The 15,556-nt window shown below is 49.3% G+C and carries 14 protein-coding genes and 1 pseudogene; 6 read left to right on the forward strand and 9 right to left on the reverse strand.

Annotation, left to right across the window (positions count from 1 at the left end):
- The 6 genes and pseudogenes from fliF to OGX67_RS20370 all read left to right on the forward strand — a co-directional run bounded on the left by fliF (position 1) and on the right by OGX67_RS20370 (position 5,558).
- On the forward strand, positions 1-1,680 hold the full coding sequence (gene fliF, locus OGX67_RS20345; RefSeq protein ID WP_257651962.1) for a flagellar basal-body MS-ring/collar protein FliF: 1,680 nt from the start codon (positions 1-3) through the stop codon (positions 1,678-1,680).
- Entirely contained in the window at positions 1,658-2,674 is a 1,017-nt protein-coding gene (locus OGX67_RS20350; RefSeq protein ID WP_006685955.1) for a flagellar motor switch protein FliG, read from the forward strand. Before fliF ends, OGX67_RS20350 begins: the two co-directional genes overlap by 23 nt.
- Positions 2,675-2,677: 3 nt before the next feature.
- The gene (fliH, locus tag OGX67_RS20355; protein WP_003838845.1) at positions 2,678-3,388 is read left to right on the forward strand and encodes a flagellar assembly protein FliH; all 711 of its coding nucleotides are present in this window, start codon (positions 2,678-2,680) and stop codon (positions 3,386-3,388) included.
- Positions 3,381-4,720: pseudogene (gene fliI / locus OGX67_RS20360) on the forward strand (flagellar protein export ATPase FliI). Before fliH ends, fliI begins: the two are co-directional and overlap by 8 nt.
- A gap of 2 nt (positions 4,721-4,722) precedes the next feature.
- A complete protein-coding gene (fliJ, locus tag OGX67_RS20365) occupies positions 4,723-5,166 on the forward strand; it encodes a flagellar export protein FliJ (protein WP_257651961.1) in 444 nt (147 codons plus the stop codon).
- Positions 5,163-5,558, forward strand: coding sequence for an FAD synthase family protein (locus OGX67_RS20370; protein ID WP_257651960.1), 396 nt, complete (start codon positions 5,163-5,165; stop codon positions 5,556-5,558). The genes fliJ and OGX67_RS20370 overlap by 4 nt, the downstream gene beginning before the upstream one ends.
- Positions 5,559-5,615: 57 nt before the next feature.
- Here the strand turns inward: OGX67_RS20370 and OGX67_RS20375 are convergent, their stop codons facing one another.
- The 9 genes from OGX67_RS20375 to flgM all read right to left on the reverse strand — a co-directional run bounded on the left by OGX67_RS20375 (position 5,616) and on the right by flgM (position 15,495).
- Positions 5,616-6,347 carry a class I SAM-dependent methyltransferase gene (locus OGX67_RS20375; protein ID WP_257651959.1) on the reverse strand — a complete coding sequence of 244 codons (732 nt, stop codon included), beginning with the start codon at positions 6,345-6,347 and terminating at the stop codon, positions 5,616-5,618.
- 51 nt (positions 6,348-6,398) lie between these two features.
- Positions 6,399-7,589, reverse strand: coding sequence for a sulfatase-like hydrolase/transferase (locus OGX67_RS20380; protein ID WP_257651958.1), 1,191 nt, complete (start codon positions 7,587-7,589; stop codon positions 6,399-6,401).
- Position 7,590: 1 nt separating this feature from the next.
- Positions 7,591-8,859: an ATP-grasp domain-containing protein gene (locus OGX67_RS20385; protein ID WP_257651957.1), complete on the reverse strand. Its 1,269-nt coding sequence runs from the start codon at positions 8,857-8,859 to the stop codon at positions 7,591-7,593.
- Complete coding sequence (locus OGX67_RS20390; RefSeq protein ID WP_257651956.1) at positions 8,856-9,971, reverse strand: DegT/DnrJ/EryC1/StrS family aminotransferase; 1,116 nt, start codon at positions 9,969-9,971, stop codon at positions 8,856-8,858. The genes OGX67_RS20385 and OGX67_RS20390 overlap by 4 nt, the downstream gene beginning before the upstream one ends.
- Complete coding sequence (locus OGX67_RS20395) at positions 9,968-11,137, reverse strand: glycosyltransferase family 2 protein (protein ID WP_286527110.1); 1,170 nt, start codon at positions 11,135-11,137, stop codon at positions 9,968-9,970. The genes OGX67_RS20390 and OGX67_RS20395 overlap by 4 nt, the downstream gene beginning before the upstream one ends.
- The gene (locus OGX67_RS20400) at positions 11,076-13,631 is read right to left on the reverse strand and encodes a glycosyltransferase (protein WP_257651954.1); all 2,556 of its coding nucleotides are present in this window, start codon (positions 13,629-13,631) and stop codon (positions 11,076-11,078) included. Before OGX67_RS20400 ends, OGX67_RS20395 begins: the two co-directional genes overlap by 62 nt.
- Positions 13,632-13,687: 56 nt before the next feature.
- On the reverse strand, positions 13,688-14,632 hold the full coding sequence (locus OGX67_RS20405) for a lysine-N-methylase (protein ID WP_257651953.1): 945 nt from the start codon (positions 14,630-14,632) through the stop codon (positions 13,688-13,690).
- Between the two features lie 134 nt (positions 14,633-14,766).
- Complete coding sequence (gene flgN / locus OGX67_RS20410) at positions 14,767-15,195, reverse strand: flagellar protein FlgN (protein WP_071696395.1); 429 nt, start codon at positions 15,193-15,195, stop codon at positions 14,767-14,769.
- A gap of 12 nt (positions 15,196-15,207) precedes the next feature.
- Positions 15,208-15,495 carry a flagellar biosynthesis anti-sigma factor FlgM gene (gene flgM / locus OGX67_RS20415; protein ID WP_213747872.1) on the reverse strand — a complete coding sequence of 96 codons (288 nt, stop codon included), beginning with the start codon at positions 15,493-15,495 and terminating at the stop codon, positions 15,208-15,210.
- Positions 15,496-15,556 lie beyond the last annotated feature (61 nt).

The following is a 15,556-nucleotide window of genomic DNA, read 5'->3' on the forward strand; positions in this document are numbered from 1 at the left end:
ATGAATGAACTAATAAAAAAAGCAACTCAGTTTTTACCCTCGTTCTCTTTCAGGCTGGATGGTAATAAACGCCTGGCATTACTGGCGGCAGCGGCTATTGCGGCCACCGCCATTATTGTCAGCGTGTTGTGGAATGGCAACCACGGTTATGTTTCGCTGTACGGTAGCCAGGAGAATATCCCGGTTTCGCAGATAGTCACCGTGCTGGACGGTGAAAAACTGGAATACCGCATCGATCCGCAAAGCGGACAAATTCTGGTTCCGGAAGAGACTTTGTCTAAAACGCGAATGACGCTGGCGGCGAAAGGCGTTCAGGCCATGCTGCCCAGCGGCTATGAGCTGATGGACAAAGACGAAGTGCTGGGCGCCAGCCAGTTTGTGCAGAACATTCGCTATAAGCGGAGCCTGGAAGGCGAACTGGCGCAAAGCATCATGACGCTGGATGCTGTAGAGAGCGCCCGAGTGCATCTGGCGCTCAATGAAGAGAGTTCCTTTGTCGTCAGCGACGAGCCGCAAAACAGCGCCTCGGTGGTGGTGCGTCTGCATTATGGCAGCAAGCTGGATCTCGACCAGGTGAATGCCATCGTGCACCTGGTATCCGGCAGCGTGCCTGATTTGAAAGCTGCGCAGGTCAGCGTTGTCGACCAGGCGGGGAATTTGCTGTCCGATGGTATTGGCGCGGGTGAAGCGGTTTCTGCGGCGACGCGTAAGCGCGACCAGATCCTCAAAGATATCCAGGATAAGACCCGCGCCAGTCTCGCAAATGTTCTCGACTCGCTGGTAGGAAGTGGTAACTACCGGGTAAGCGTGATGCCGGATCTCGATCTGAGCAATATCGACGAAACCCAAGAGCATTACGGCGACACACCAAAGGTGAATCGTGAAGAAACGGTGCTGGATAGCGATACCAACCAGATCGCTATGGGGATCCCCGGCTCGCTGAGTAACCGTCCTCCATTGGCGGCAAATCAGGTGACGAATGGCGCCAATGGAACCGCGCCAGAGGAGTCTCGCCAGCCCGCTGCGTTGTCAAAGCATAGTGAGAACAAACGCGACTACTCCTGGGACCGCAGCATTGAACATATCCAGCATCCCGGTTTCGACATTAAACGTTTAAATGTGGCCGTGGTACTTAACCAGAACGCGCCTGCGTTGAAGAACTGGAAACCGGAACAAACCACGCAATTGACGGCGCTGTTGAATAACGCTGCCGGGATTGATGCCAGGCGTGGCGACAATCTGTCCTTATCGCTGCTTAATTTTGTGCCGCAGTCGATTCCCGTCGAGCCGGTGGTCCCCTTATGGAAGGATGGCAGCGTTCTGGCCTGGGTACGTTTAATTGGCTACGGCGTGCTGGCGTTGCTGTTGCTGCTGTTTGTTGTACGTCCGGTTATGAAGCGTTTGACCGCCGAACGTCGCCGCACCATAGCACCAGAGCTGGCGCTGGACGCTGCACCGATGGCGATTCCTGCGGATAAGCCCCATTTTGCGGCCGCTGAAGACGAACGCAAAAATATCGAACTGCCTTCTTTCCCTGGTGACGACAGCCTGCCTTCGCAGAGCTCCGGTCTGGAAGTGAAGCTGGAGTTCCTGCAAAAACTGGCGATGAGCGACACCGATCGCGTAGCTGAAGTTCTCAGACAATGGATTACCAGCAATGAGCGAATTGACAATAAATAACGGCAGCAACAACAGCTACCTGGAACAGGCCGCAATTTTATTGCTGTGTCTGGGCGAGGAGGCGGCAGCCACGGTGATGCAAAAGCTCAGCCGCGAAGAGGTGGTTCGCCTGAGTGAAAATATGGCGCGTCTGTCTGGGGTAAAAACCAGCATGGCCAAAAAAGTGATCAATAACTTTTTTGATGAATTCCGTGAGCAGAGTGGTATCAACGGCGCATCGCGTTCCATGCTGCAAGGGATCCTCAATAAAGCGCTGGGCACAGAAATCGCCAGTAGCGTGATCAACGGCATTTATGGCGATGAGATCCGTTCGCGGATGGCGCGTTTACAGTGGGTGGAACCGCGCCAACTGGCGATACTGATCTCAGAAGAGCATTTGCAGTTACAGGCCGTATTCCTTGCCTTCCTGACGCCAGAGATCTCGGCCACGGTACTGTCTTACATGAATGAGTCGGTGCAAAACGAGATCCTTTATCGGGTTGCCAAACTCAACGATGTAAACCGCGACGTGGTGGATGAGCTGGATCGTTTGATCGAACGTGGGCTGTCGGTGCTTTCCGAACATGGTTCGAAAGTGAAAGGGATCAAGCAGGCCGCGGATATCGTTAACCGCTTCCAGGGGAACCAACAGGTGATCCTCGATCAGCTGCGCGAACGCGATGAAGATGTACTCGAACAGTTGCAGGACGAAATGTACGACTTCTTTATTCTGAGCCGCCAAACCGACGAAGTGCGTCGTCGACTGCTGGACGAAGTACCGATGGAAGATTGGGCAGTGGCGCTGAAAGGTACCGAAGCGCTGTTACGCCGTTCGATTTATGCCGTGATGCCTAAGCGTCAGGTACAACAACTGGAGGCGATAACCTCACGTCTTGGTCCGGTTCCGGTAAGCCGTATTGAACAGATACGCCGTGAAATCATGGGAATTGCCCGCGAGCTTGAGGAAGCGGGTGAAATTCAGCTACAGCTGTTTGCTGAACAGACGGCGGAGTAACACATGGCGATTGAAACCATTCGTGGTCGTTACCGGCTGCATCGTTTTCCCCCTCGCCAGCGCCATCTCCAGGCTGAACAGCTTACGCCGGGGATCACACCGGCGGATTATCAGCGCCAACTGATGGACGGCTTCCAGGAAGGGCTGCAAAAAGGTTTTGAACAAGGGATGACAGAAGGCCAGGAGCAGGGCTTTCAGGAAGGTCATCAGAAGGGACACGATGAAGGCCGTCGTCAGGGATACACTGAAGGCAGCCTGGCCGGGCAGCAGGAAGGGCGCAAGCAGTTTGAACGAGCCGCCCAGCCGCTGGAGGCTATCTCCGGCAAAGTGAATGACTATCTGGCGCACGTTCAGCGCAAACAGCGGGAAGACCTGTTGCAGCTGGTTGAAAAGGTTACCCGCCAGGTGATTCGTTGTGAGCTGGCGCTGCAACCGACGCAGCTATTATCGCTGGTCGAAGAGGCTATTTCGGCCTTTCCGGCGATGCCTGAGTCGCTACAGGTGCTGCTGAGTAACGAAGAATTTAACCGCATTAAAGATGCCGCTCCTGAGAAGGTCGCTGCATGGGGACTGACGCCATCTCCCGATCTGCAGGCGGGCGAATGCCGGGTGATTACCGATAAATCCGAGCTGGATATTGGCTGCGAGCATCGACTCGAGCAATGTATGTCGGCACTCAAAGAGTCGCTGCTGCCGGAGCCGACGGGTGAGTGATTTTTCCAGCTTTGACCATGCGCTGCGTTCCATTGAGTCGATCCCTTTAGCCGGGTTGCCGGGCGACTGGTGCGCGTGAACGGCATTTTGCTGGAGAGCGTGGGCTGTCCGCTGGTGACCGGCCAGTTGTGCCGCGTTGAAAGCGCCAACCATACGCTGATCGACGCGCAGGCGGTGGGATTTAATCGTGATATCACCTACCTGATGCCCTTCAAACACCCCGTCGGACTGATGGCGGGCGCGCGCGTATTCCCCGAAGAAAAAGCTCAGGAGATCCTGATTAGCGAAAGCTGGTTGGGGCGGGTGGTCAATGGCCTGGGCGAACCGCTGGATGCCAAAGGCCGTCTGACCGGCAATGATGTGCTGCCGCCGCAGGCACCGTCTATCAACCCCCTCACGCGTCGGTCGGTGAATCAACCGCTGGATGTGGGTGTAAAAGCAATCAACGGGTTGTTAACAATCGGCAAAGGCCAGCGCGTAGGATTGATGGCCGGCAGCGGCGTGGGAAAAAGTGTGCTGTTGGGGATGATCACCCGCCAGACCAAGGCCGACATCGTGGTGGTGGGGTTAATTGGTGAGCGTGGCCGCGAGGTGAAAGAGTTTATCGATCATTCACTAGGCGCGGAAGGGTTGGCAAAATCTATCGTCGTCGCGGCTCCGGCGGATGAGTCGCCGTTGATGCGTTTGAAAGCCACCGAACTTTGTCACTCTATCGCCGCCTGGTTTCGCGATCGCGGACATCACGTTTTACTGCTGGTGGATTCGTTAACCCGTTATGCCATGGCGCAGCGCGAGATTGCGTTGTCATTGGGGGAACCTCCGGCAACGAAAGGCTATCCACCGTCGGCGTTTGGCATGATCCCCAAGCTTGTGGAAAGCGCGGGCAACAGCGTAAGCGAAGGGTCAATGACCGCCATTTACACGGTGCTGGCGGAGGGGGACGATCAGCAGGATCCGATCGTCGACTGCGCACGTGCGGTATTGGACGGACATATTGTGCTGACGCGCAAACTTGCCGAAGCAGGTCACTATCCGGCGATAGATATTGGGCAGTCGATCAGTCGATGTATGACGCAGGTTACATCCAACGAACATCAGCAGTCAGCACGGTTAATGAAACAAAACTACGCCGCCTACATGGAAATTAAGCCGTTGATCCCGTTGGGAGGCTATGTTGTCGGAGCCGATCCCGGCGTTGATAAAGCTGTCAAAGCGTTCCCCGCTATCGAGCGTTTCCTGCGTCAGGAGGTGAGTGAACCCGCCTCACTTGAGCTGGTGCAAAGTCGCTTACAGGCCCTTTTCCCCCAGGCAAAGAAAACCGAAGGTAAATAATCATGCGACAAATTATCGATACCCTGGCGCAGTTGCAGCGCCTGCGGGATAAAACAGTCAAAGACATGACGGTCCAACTGGCAAAACAGCAGCAGGTCTGTACCGGCTTTGATAATAACATCAAAGCACTGGGCTACCTGATTCAAAAAACCGGCACCGGCGTTGAGGCCCCTTCCGTTGAATCGCTCAAAAACGTGACCGGATACAAAGGTACGCTACGCACGGTTATTGCCTGGCAAGAGCAGGAGAAAACGCTGGCAAAAATTAAAGAGCAGCGTATTCAGAAAAACCTCGTCGCGGCGGCCTGCGAAGAGAAAATTGTCGCCATGACGCTCGATGATAAACGCGATGAACTGAACAACGAGGCGCTGGTAAAAGAGCAAAAAGCCGTGGATGAGATAGCCGCGCAGTGCTGGTTAAGACAGAAGACATTGGGGCTGGTATGAAAACGATAATTACGTTTGGTACGTTTGACGTTTTTCATATCGGGCATCTGCGTATTCTGCAACGCGCCGCGCAGTTGGGGGAGCGACTGATTGTCGGTATCTCTTCAGATGCGCTAAATATGCAGAAAAAAGGCCGGATGCCGGTTTACAGCCAAAGCGATCGTATGGGGATTGTTGCCGGACTTAAATGTGTGGACAGCGTGTTTCTCGAAGAGTCGCTGGAGAAGAAAGCGGATTATATTCGCCAGGTTAACGCCGATACGCTGGTGATGGGCGATGACTGGGCAGGGCGCTTTGATAGTTTGTCGTACCTGTGCGAGGTGGTCTATTTCCCCAGAACGCCATCGATATCCACCACCTCTATTATCGAGGTGGTGAAGAAGTTTAAATAAAAAATTATAAGCGATAGTCTTTCCTGACTGTATTTTTATTAAGTAAGGGGGATACAGTTAATCACTGTGTTTATAAGCCAGGTGATAAAGCTCTGAAATGTGTTTTATTTTCATTCCAAATTTAGCGAAAAGGATATCAAGAGATTTGTTTGAATGAATGGTAATATGACCATTTCGTGGGGCTATATACCAAAAGTTCATTAGCTCAGCCTGGTGTAAGTCATTAGTAAGAGTTGAAAAGAAGTATTTTCCATTCTCTTGGTCCAGAAGAGAGTCTATAATCTCCATTGTTTTGACTGGTGTAGGCGTATGCTCCATTACTTCAAATGAAGTCATAAACTCGAATCTTTCCTCTGGCATCGGTGCTGAATTATTAAATGGATCCCAGCCAACAGCGTCAGCACCATATTCTTTTAGCAACTTCACCAGTTGTCCGTCGCCGCAGCCAAAATCAATCATGCGAAAACTCTTGAGATTTTTGAAGGCATTGCGCAGCAAATTGAAGTTATGAGTAGACCTTTTAGAGATAAAGTTGGGATCATGTTTAGTATACTCTGCATTGTATATATGCTGGGAGTAATCATCATCGGACCACCTATCAAAAGCGTGGGTATATATTAAACCACAGTTGTTGCATTTATAATAATAGATAGCATGACCGCTCAGTGGGTAGTTGTATCTATGCACATTGCTGCCATAGCAAGATGTATTAAAGTCAGTCACTCCATAGAGTTCTGGTGATGAATCGCAAATTTTGCATTGTGGGGATGATGTTGAATGTAATTTCATGAATTTTCTTAATAGTCTCAATGTATCTTTTGGGCAAGAAGTGATTTTTCTTCACTTACGGCTATTTTTATTCTCGATCCATGAATCTAGCTGTTGCTGTAGATGATGAAAGTTATCCGCTAATATCTGTGCCATATCCGCTGAGAAAAAATGCGTGATATGAGGGTGGGCTCCCCCCATACGTTGTCGGTCCACTTTTTTGAGATCGATGTATGGAGTACCTGACTTACTATCTTTTAATAACGTTAAAATATCTAACTGGTTTGCCGGATCGGTTTTCCACAGAAACATCTTGAATTTGCTATCTACTTTCATCAAATGAAAATATTCATTGGTAATAGCATACCCTTTTTTTAAGGGACTTCCCTGGTGTTGGCTTTTTTGTTGTGCAAATAGATTACGGCTAAAGCAGACTTTACGTTGCGGGGTTAGGGCAAAAAATTTATTATCACAACGCATTGAAGGTATATTTGCTAATGTCAAAACTGTGTTATAAATATCAACCATGCTAACCATATGGTTGATATCTGAAGATTTCATTCCCGGGCAAAAGATAAATGCTGGAGTATGAACTAATGCAGTATAAGGCTCTATGCCATGAGCATAGCCACCGTTAAAGCCATGCCCCCAGAAATCATCACCATGATCGCCAAAAGCAACGATGATTGTATTATCGAGTTTTTTTGCCTCCATTAGCATTTTAATTGTCTGGCCGACCATCAAATCCATGCTTTGATAGCCACGCTGCCAGCGTTCGAGGCTGCTAGCGCCTCCTTTTTTGATATCATCGTAGTAACAAAGATGGCTACTGAGATTCCACAGATAGAGCGCAAAGGGTTCTGGCCGGGAAACGACTTGCTGCATTTCTGCCAGCATTATTTTCGAGGTGTCATACCAGTTAAAGGTATCCTTTTCACTCCAGATAGCATCGACATTTGCCCAATTTTTTGGGTACCCCATTCCGGCTGTGGTGTACCCGTGCTGCTTCAAAACATCGAAAAGTGCGGGGCATTGGCGATGGATGGAGATGTTTTCCTCAAGATGGGTATTATGTTCTAACGTATTGTCATCCCCATGTAAAAGGTCGCTTAGCGCCATCAGTGAGGAGGTTGCACTCGATATAAAGTTATTGAATCGCAGCGACTGGTTATAGATTTTATTAGTAAAAGGAAACCACTGTCGATGATTGAAAATCGTGTGATTCAGACTTTCAAGGTGTAAAAATATTATATTTTTCTTCATATTATTCACATATTAATAGTTCGAGCATACTGATGTCGAATGTAGGGATAGCGGTGGTAGAGTAAATATCCTGTCTTTCGTGAAAACTGTCATCGATAAATATGGCATCAGCCTCGTGAATATAATCACTTTTCTTATCGTGTTTACCTAAGTGGGTGATGGTGTCAAAGAAATTGTTAATCCGCCGTTTCGCCAGTTCAGCATAAATATCACCGGCATGACGCGTGATGAGATGAATCTTTATCCCGCGATTCAGGCACTGACAGAGAAAAGTAAAAACGGGTACGCAAAGTTTATCTTTTAGCACCACCGTATCGTCGTAGTCGATGTACACATGCCGGTAGGTAAAATCATACGTATAGTGATTGGTTAAGCTGCGGGTAATTTGCAGGTTTTCAGCAAACGGGCGCAATGTGACGTTAACGCGCATACTTTCGTACAATGTCAACATGGCGAAGTTAATACCATTGACGCGATTGAGCGCCATCGTTCCGGCGATACGTGGAGCGACTTCCAGTAACGTCAAAATACCCGCACTGGAACGCTTCAACTGAAAAAACCATGCGCCGTATAACTGTAATCGCTGTGAAATAGCGCGTGCGTAAGTTTCAACTTCCGGCAGACTGACTAACGTTGAGGTCATCGCAATTCCGGCACGTATCCGCGAGCGTACGCGTGGTTGACAAAACAATAACCCCTGCACGCGATCGGAAAAACAGTCCACGGTGAACTCTTCACCGTTTAAATATTCACATATGATCAGGTCATCCCTTTCAGCCTGGATTGATGTCAGTCTCTCTGGGGTATCAACACGTAAAGCTCCCTGCGCGCCTTGTCCGCGGTCAGGTTTAACAAATACGGGCCAGTGCGCGATTTCCGTTGGGACATTGAATACGACTGGAAGGGGGACCGTACCCTTAAGCGCCTGGTAGGTTTTACTTTTAAACCGCGTGATTCGGCATGTTTCCTGCGACGGGCAGAGTACCGTGGCGGAAAATGTCTCCCGGTTTTCAGACAGAAAAAGAAGAGCGTCATCATGAGCCGGAAAAATATAATCAATACTTTCTCGTACAAGTAATGCCTGCAATGCGGGTAGCCCATCCTGATGCGTAACATCAGGCACGATATGATATCCGCATGCATAATGGCGGGCATAGCTGTCGTAGTCGGCACCGGCTAACACCAGGTTAATATTTTTTTCGTAACGCAGAGACAGGTAAATTTCTCGGCCAATCTCGGTCCCCGCAGGGAAGATAAGGACATTGATCATGCGGTAATCAGCTCGATAATAGTACTGAGTTCAGCGGAAGTCATATCTGGATAAATCGGCAGGCACAGCACCTGTTCGGCGATTTGGTTTGCTACAGGCAGCGTCTTTTTACTGGCGCCAGACATGTTTTTGTACATGTTGAGATTAGACAGTAGAGGGTAAAAATAACGACGCGCTAAGATGTTATGACTTTTTAAATGATCATATAACGCATCTCGTGACATTTTATAATCAGGACGCACGAGGATCGGGAAATAGCTGTAGTTACTCTTATGATTTGCATTGCCTGCAGGGATGAAAATTCCTTGCGTATCGGCTAACCGCTCACGATAACACTTATCGATTTTTTGGCGTTTTTCTATTGCCTCATCCACGTACTTTAATTGCAAGAGGCCAAAAGCAGATTGAACTTCATTCATTTTTCCATTGATGCCAGGCGCGACAACGGTTAACTCATCAGCAATACCGAAGTTCTTCAGGTAATCGATGCGTTGTTTGGTATTTTTATCGTAACTAACGATGGCGCCACCTTCAAAGGTGTTGAACACTTTTGTGGCATGGAAGCTCAGTACGGAAAGATCGCCATGGCGCAGAATGCTTCCGCCATAATCTTCTACTGCAAATGCATGTGCTGCATCGTAAATAACCGGAATGCCATAATTGTTTGATATTCTCTCAATTTCAGCGGTGTCGCAGGTTTGTCCGTAGACATGCACCGGCATGATCAATCCTGTTTTAGGGGTAATCGCAGATTCAATCAGATGTGGATTGAGGTTAAAGCTGTGTGGATCAATATCAACAAATACCGGCGTTAACTGGTTCCAGAGAATACTGTGCGTGGTGGCAACAAACGAGTAGGGAGTGGTAATAACCTCGCCTTTAATTCGCAACGTTTGCATAGCGGCGATTAATGCGATGGTGGCGTTACAGAACAGCGAGATGTACGGTACATTTAAATAAGAGGCCAGACTTTCCTCTAGCAGTTGATGCATGACGCCATTATTTGTTAGTTGCTTACTTGACCAAATTTCTTGCAGATATGGCATAAACTCCTCAAGCGGCGGCAGGAAGGGTTTGGTGACCGTGATAAGGTTTTGTCCGGCTTGTTTCATTGCTGAAGATCCTGATAAAATTTTGCGCAAATTTGTTGGTATTGAGCGGGCAGTCTGGCTTTCAGGCTGGTGAGTATCGTGTTTTTTATTTTATTATCAGTAATACTTTTTAAGGCCGCAGAATATAATTGAGGTAATACCTCCAGACGAATGTCACAATAAATGATGGCTTGCACAATATGATATTGTGCTTTGATGACATCTTTATTGTGAACGGCAACGATAAAACCCTGGAAATGCAACAAAGGGTCGGTTGGGCGTTCACATAACAGTTCATCAATATCTTCTTTAATCAGCGTATGATCGGGATGGGCATACTGTTTCCAGCGACTGTTCATCGCCTCTACCCAGGCATCTTCATGTTTCCACTGGTTAAGGATCATCATTCTGTTTCGATACATTAATTTGCTGTTATCTTTTCTGTACCAGGTGTTATTGTCATGTCGACGGTAGTAAGCCACTAAACGCTGGGATGAAATGAAATGGCCCTGGCGGGAAAGCTTCAGGAACATATCCCAGTCTTCCTGCACCAGATCTGGATCGGAACGTTCTATCTTCAGGTAAGCCTCACGGCGGATTAACGATCCGATATACAGGCTAAGATTCCCTGAGACAAGTAAATGATGGAAAACATCGCCATCAAGAAATATATCACTGTAGGGAAAACGCGAACCGTCAGGCATGATGACCTGAATGGCGCTATAGCACATTACGCAGTGTGTATTTTTCTCTAATATATTAACCTGATGAGAGATTTTGGTAGGGGCGATAAGATCATCAGAGTCGACCACGGCAATATATTTTCCTGTGGCCATGTTCATGGCTTCAATGATCGGTTTGTCGCCAGTTTTGTTCTTCTGAGAATAATAGTTGGTATCCCGCAGTATTGTTTTGCAATTATATTTCTGCTGGTATTTTTTAATGATATCGACGGACCGGTCGGTAGAAGCATCATCGACGATAATGACTTCGATATTTTTCCACGTCTGGCTAAAGACGCTTTCCAGCGCCTCTGCAAGGAAAGCATCGTGGTTATAACTGGTAACGATAATACTCACTAAAGGCGTTGGCATAGAATAATCTCTGGCTAAAATTATTGTGTTATCAACTAAATAACTTCTCTTGCAGACTAAGTAGCAATCTATTGTTTTGCTGCGGTACCTCAATGAGGTTCGCAATCTCCTGCGCCGCCCGTTTCCCCGCCTGGCCATCCATAAACGCATCACAATAATGGTGGCGAATTTCGGCTAACGGTGCTTCAAGCGCAGTCCAGTCAAATGCATCAGACAGCGCACTGCGCAACGCCTGTATATCCTGGGCTACCGGGAGAACGTCGCGGATACGTTGATCGGCGCTGTCTGGGGTCGAGAAACTTTGTTGGCCATCCAGCAGCGAGGTCATCTCTGGCCAGCTCAGTAAAATGACGCGTTTATTCATATGAATGGCGTCAAAAATAAAGCCGCTGCTGTCCGTCAGGATGTAATCCGCCTGGGCCATAAGCGCCAGCAGATGCTGTGGATCGTCGATTCTGTTCTTTAAATAGCGCTGTGCCAGTGCCAGCGAGGCAGCTTCTTCCGGCCTGTGCAAAGTGCCATGATGCAGTTTGGTAACGATATTGTATTCATGGCTTAATCGACTGAGCTGTTGTGCCCAATGAGGGAGCGAATTTAGCGTGCCGTAGGTTGGGGCATACAGGATGGTCTGCTTTTTCGCGTTCAGCTTCAGGTTTTGTGGCAGCGTTTTATCGTAGCTGTGGTTGTGCCACTCATCGAAACGGGGATTGCCCACCACTTTTGCGCTGCCGCCGATATCAAGCGCGTGCTGACTATAGTGGCTGTAGCAGAGAATGCGATGATAAAAGGCGTTCCACCAGGCATGGTTCCACTCTTCTTTCGCCAGTCCATACATCGTGCGCACATGAGTATCTGCCAGCCCGTTTAGCAACGGGGTGTAATAAGGGCTGACAAGACATTTGAAACGCTGACGTTTCTCAATCACCACAGAAAGACGCGTTCCGCCCAATAGGGGATCGTTAATGGTTTTAATTGTTTCGGTCATTTCGTCCAGAAACGACGCGTGTATTTTGTCACTGACCAATAGAGAGCAGGTGTGCCCCATCGCCTGTAGCGCCGTTATGATCGGGCGATAGACCGCGTAGTGCAGTGACGTTTCCATATAGAAACCAATAGCATCTGTTCGGGTGGCAGTTGAAGGAAGCGGGGCATCAGTCAGCGCGTTGACGGTATCGGGTTTCTTATTGATTTTATTGAAGTAGTAGCCGATGTTATCGGTTTCTTTTTTCTCTATATCGCTATAACCCGCACGCTGATAGCAGATGCTCGGATAGCAGGAAAGCCATTTTCCGTCACGTAGCAGCGGCTGCCATTGTCCTTCGAGGGTATCGGAGAGGTCATGCTCCATTTGCTGAGCCAGCGTCGGGTAATAGCTGCTGTTGACCAGATAGGCGCAAACCTTATTACAGTCGCGGGCGTGGATCATGCCCAGGAGGCTTTTAAGTTCGCTGCCTTGTTTAATTTCTCCGCCGAGAATAATCACTTCCCACGGGAAATTAGGCAGCGTGCTCAGGAGCGAATTAAGTATCCGAATATGCTTTTCCTGCTTCAGGATCACGCTATCATCTTCGAGTAACAGGTAATTTTTCCATCCCTTAAGCTGTGCCAGTTGCAGCGCCTGGCTATGGGACTGACGGCGCCCAATCTGGCCGTTAGTGGCTACTGATGCGGCAAGGCGGGTGACTTTTTCGGCTGGGAACTGGAGAAATGCCAGCTCTTGCTGGATATGCGTTAAACGATCCGGACGTGAGTCCAGATTCACGATCACCACCTGATCGATGTAATCCCACTGGATCGGCTGATGATGGGTGGCGTTATGCAGGCTCTGATACCAGTTTTTCAGCATAGGGTCGGTAATCGCCTGCGCCAGCGGGGTTTCCAGTGGCTCGCTGCTGCCCAACACAAAGTCTTTGTCGAACGTATTTTGGCTGTGTGAGATACAAATAATGGTGCGTTCACCCGGCAATTGCAGCGGGTTTGCGGTGAACTGGTTAGTGAATCCCTTTTCTTCGCCTAAGTTACATTCATCATCGTAACGGTGCTTTTTCAAATAATTGCGATGGTAGCAAAAGGTGCCGTTGAGAATGTTTTGTGGGCCAAAGCTGCGGCTTTTAAACAGGCGGTTGATATGGCTATACCAGATAGGGATCTGATCGGAACCCGAAATCAACGCCCGGTGGCGCTGCATCATGTCGATGGTGTAAGAGATCTTATCCGCCGGATAATAGTCATCATCATCCATACAGAGAATATATTCACCTACCGCCAGCGCATTGAGCATATTGCGCTTTTTCCCCAGATCGAGTTTTTCCGGGTGATAGATATAGCGAATATTAAATTTCTCCGGATGGTTCTGCGTCAACCGGTCAATGATCGACTGATTACTTTGCGGGGAATCATCGAGGATCACCAGCTCCCGCCGGTCGGCAGGATAGTCCTGATAACGGAACATATACAGCAAATAGGGTAAGAAAGCGCCGCGGTTCCACGTTGGCGTGATAACGCTGACAAACGGTTTTTTGCGGCCAGTGTCGAGTGTTTTAACAATACCGGGCAAGGCGGGTCGTGCTTTAGGGGATTCAGACATGGTGATGTGTATTCGCGATTCGAAAAAGGACCGGGCATCAGCCCGGCCAACAGGCACTAACGTGTTATCAGGGAGAACGCCGAGAGCAGTGGATCTCCCGGCAGCATGTCCAGAATATGCTGGCGCAACGAGTGGGCGCTCTCGCTGTTGCGCCACGCTTCAAACAGCGCGAAGAGGGCGTAAATTTCGTCATGGTTTAGCGCAGAATCATCCATCGTCCACAGGCAAAACAGAGTGCGAATCATAAAGACGTCAGCCGCCAGCCAGAAGAAACGCAGCAGTGTGCTTTCGCTCTCATGCTGCGGGAAAGTGTCGTGGTACAGGTGATAAATCAGATAGTTGCTGAATATCCATGCCTCTTGAGCAAAGTAGCGCTCATACGTGTTTAGCCATTGAGTCTGCAGCTGCTGCTGAAGCATGGCTTCACTGTTCGCATCTTGCAGCATCAACAGGCTGACCTGCAGGGGTAAGGTCAACTTACGTGTGCTTTCTGGCAACAGGTCCCAGTTGAACTCACAGCTGCCCATTTGGGTGATCAGCTCGCGCTGCAGCTGGGGCAGGCTGGGCAGTTGCGCGAACTGATCCTGCAGTTTTCCGCTTTGCGCATGGTCAGCCAGAACCTGCGGCAGCGAGGCCAGCTTCTCCAGCACCGCTTCACTATCGCCTGGGCATTTCTCACTGAAAGAGAGCATGATGCCCAGCGCATACAGGCGCAGCTCCGGCGATAAACCTGGAAGCGTGATGGTATGCAGAGCGGATTGATTCAATACCTGATCGCGTGGGGATAGCGCCGGGCTGTCCGGGTTGGCCGCACATTTTGAATGATGCAAGACAAAGGCATTGGGATCGCCTAATGCAGCCTGACAGCTGGCCGGGTCGGTTAAGGCCAGACTCTGACGCACTTCTGTTTTCCAGCACACGTTAACCCGTAAAGCGGAATCCGGATGGCGGGATAAAAACAACCGGACAAAGTCAGGTTCATAACAATCAATCATACTCATAATCTGTTCTCAGCAATCCCAATATTCAAAATCTGTTTATGACATTGCAATATCCATGCCTGAATTTTTATTTCATTTATATCAAATGGTTAAGCGAGGCGCGGAAAGCGGGTTTCCGCGTCAGGGAAGGAAGTTTAGCGCTGATAAATAAAATCCGGCTCAGTGCCTAAAAAGGCCTGAATAAATTCATACTGGCGGATCAGCAGATCGCCGTTTTTTTCGTTATACGCCTTACAGCGTTTCGCTTTTTGCTCAAGGCTTTGCCACCAGCCCTCTGCGGCACTTTTCTGTACGCCCGGCAACCAGCTAAAGACCTGCTCTATCCCTGTACGATTGACGCTTACGCCCAGCAGTTGCAGGATCGAACGGCGCTGTTGGCTGCTGTTTTGCAACTGCTCATAATGCTGTTGAATAAGTTCATTGATGGCCAGCAGCTCGTCGCTGTCGCGACGGATCATACACAGACGTTGTTGTTCCAACTGGTGTCTGAGCGCGTCATACCGCGTTCCGTCTTCACGAATGCCCTGAAGCAGAGTTTTCACCTGCTGTAGCCTGGTGTTCACTGTTGTAGCCTCTTATTTCTGGAAAAAGCTGAGCATGTCCCCAGCCAGTTGATCGGTATCAACCTGCAAATCGCCTGAGGCCAGCATGGCCTGCATTTGCGCCACTTTGTCGTAATCAACGTCACTTTGCGTATCACTGTTCAGCGTTTGCTGCGCCGTTTGCAATCCCGCCTGAGTAATATCATCGGCGGAAAGCGATGCGGAACTGGACGTGCTCGTCTGCACGCTGCTCTTGTCTGCTCGAGCCTGTTCGGTTGTCGATGCAGGGCGATTGCCTGGCAGGGTTGGGGTAATTTTCATAGCAACCTCGTACATATTCCGTTGGGTTGGTTATCTGTTATTGGCTAAAAGCGGCGGCAAT

The organism is Citrobacter sp. Cf118 (assembly GCF_030334095.1).
In the GTDB taxonomy this organism is placed as follows: Bacteria; Pseudomonadota; Gammaproteobacteria; order Enterobacterales; family Enterobacteriaceae; genus Citrobacter; species Citrobacter freundii.

Coding starts and splice junctions, on each gene's coding strand:
- fliJ (WP_257651961.1), top strand. CDS start 4,723: ATGCGACAAATTATCGATACCCTGGCGCAGTTGCAGCGCCTGCGGGAT.
- OGX67_RS20385 (WP_257651957.1), bottom strand. CDS start 8,859: ATGATCAATGTCCTTATCTTCCCTGCGGGGACCGAGATTGGCCGAGAA.
- OGX67_RS20380 (WP_257651958.1), bottom strand. CDS start 7,589: ATGAAGAAAAATATAATATTTTTACACCTTGAAAGTCTGAATCACACG.
- fliH (WP_003838845.1), top strand. CDS start 2,678: ATGGCGATTGAAACCATTCGTGGTCGTTACCGGCTGCATCGTTTTCCC.
- OGX67_RS20375 (WP_257651959.1), bottom strand. CDS start 6,347: ATGAAATTACATTCAACATCATCCCCACAATGCAAAATTTGCGATTCA.
- OGX67_RS20350 (WP_006685955.1), top strand. CDS start 1,658: ATGAGCGAATTGACAATAAATAACGGCAGCAACAACAGCTACCTGGAA.
- flgM (WP_213747872.1), bottom strand. CDS start 15,495: ATGAAAATTACCCCAACCCTGCCAGGCAATCGCCCTGCATCGACAACC.
- OGX67_RS20405 (WP_257651953.1), bottom strand. CDS start 14,632: ATGAGTATGATTGATTGTTATGAACCTGACTTTGTCCGGTTGTTTTTA.
- OGX67_RS20400 (WP_257651954.1), bottom strand. CDS start 13,631: ATGTCTGAATCCCCTAAAGCACGACCCGCCTTGCCCGGTATTGTTAAA.
- OGX67_RS20370 (WP_257651960.1), top strand. CDS start 5,163: ATGAAAACGATAATTACGTTTGGTACGTTTGACGTTTTTCATATCGGG.
- fliF (WP_257651962.1), top strand. CDS start 1: ATGAATGAACTAATAAAAAAAGCAACTCAGTTTTTACCCTCGTTCTCT.
- OGX67_RS20390 (WP_257651956.1), bottom strand. CDS start 9,971: ATGAAACAAGCCGGACAAAACCTTATCACGGTCACCAAACCCTTCCTG.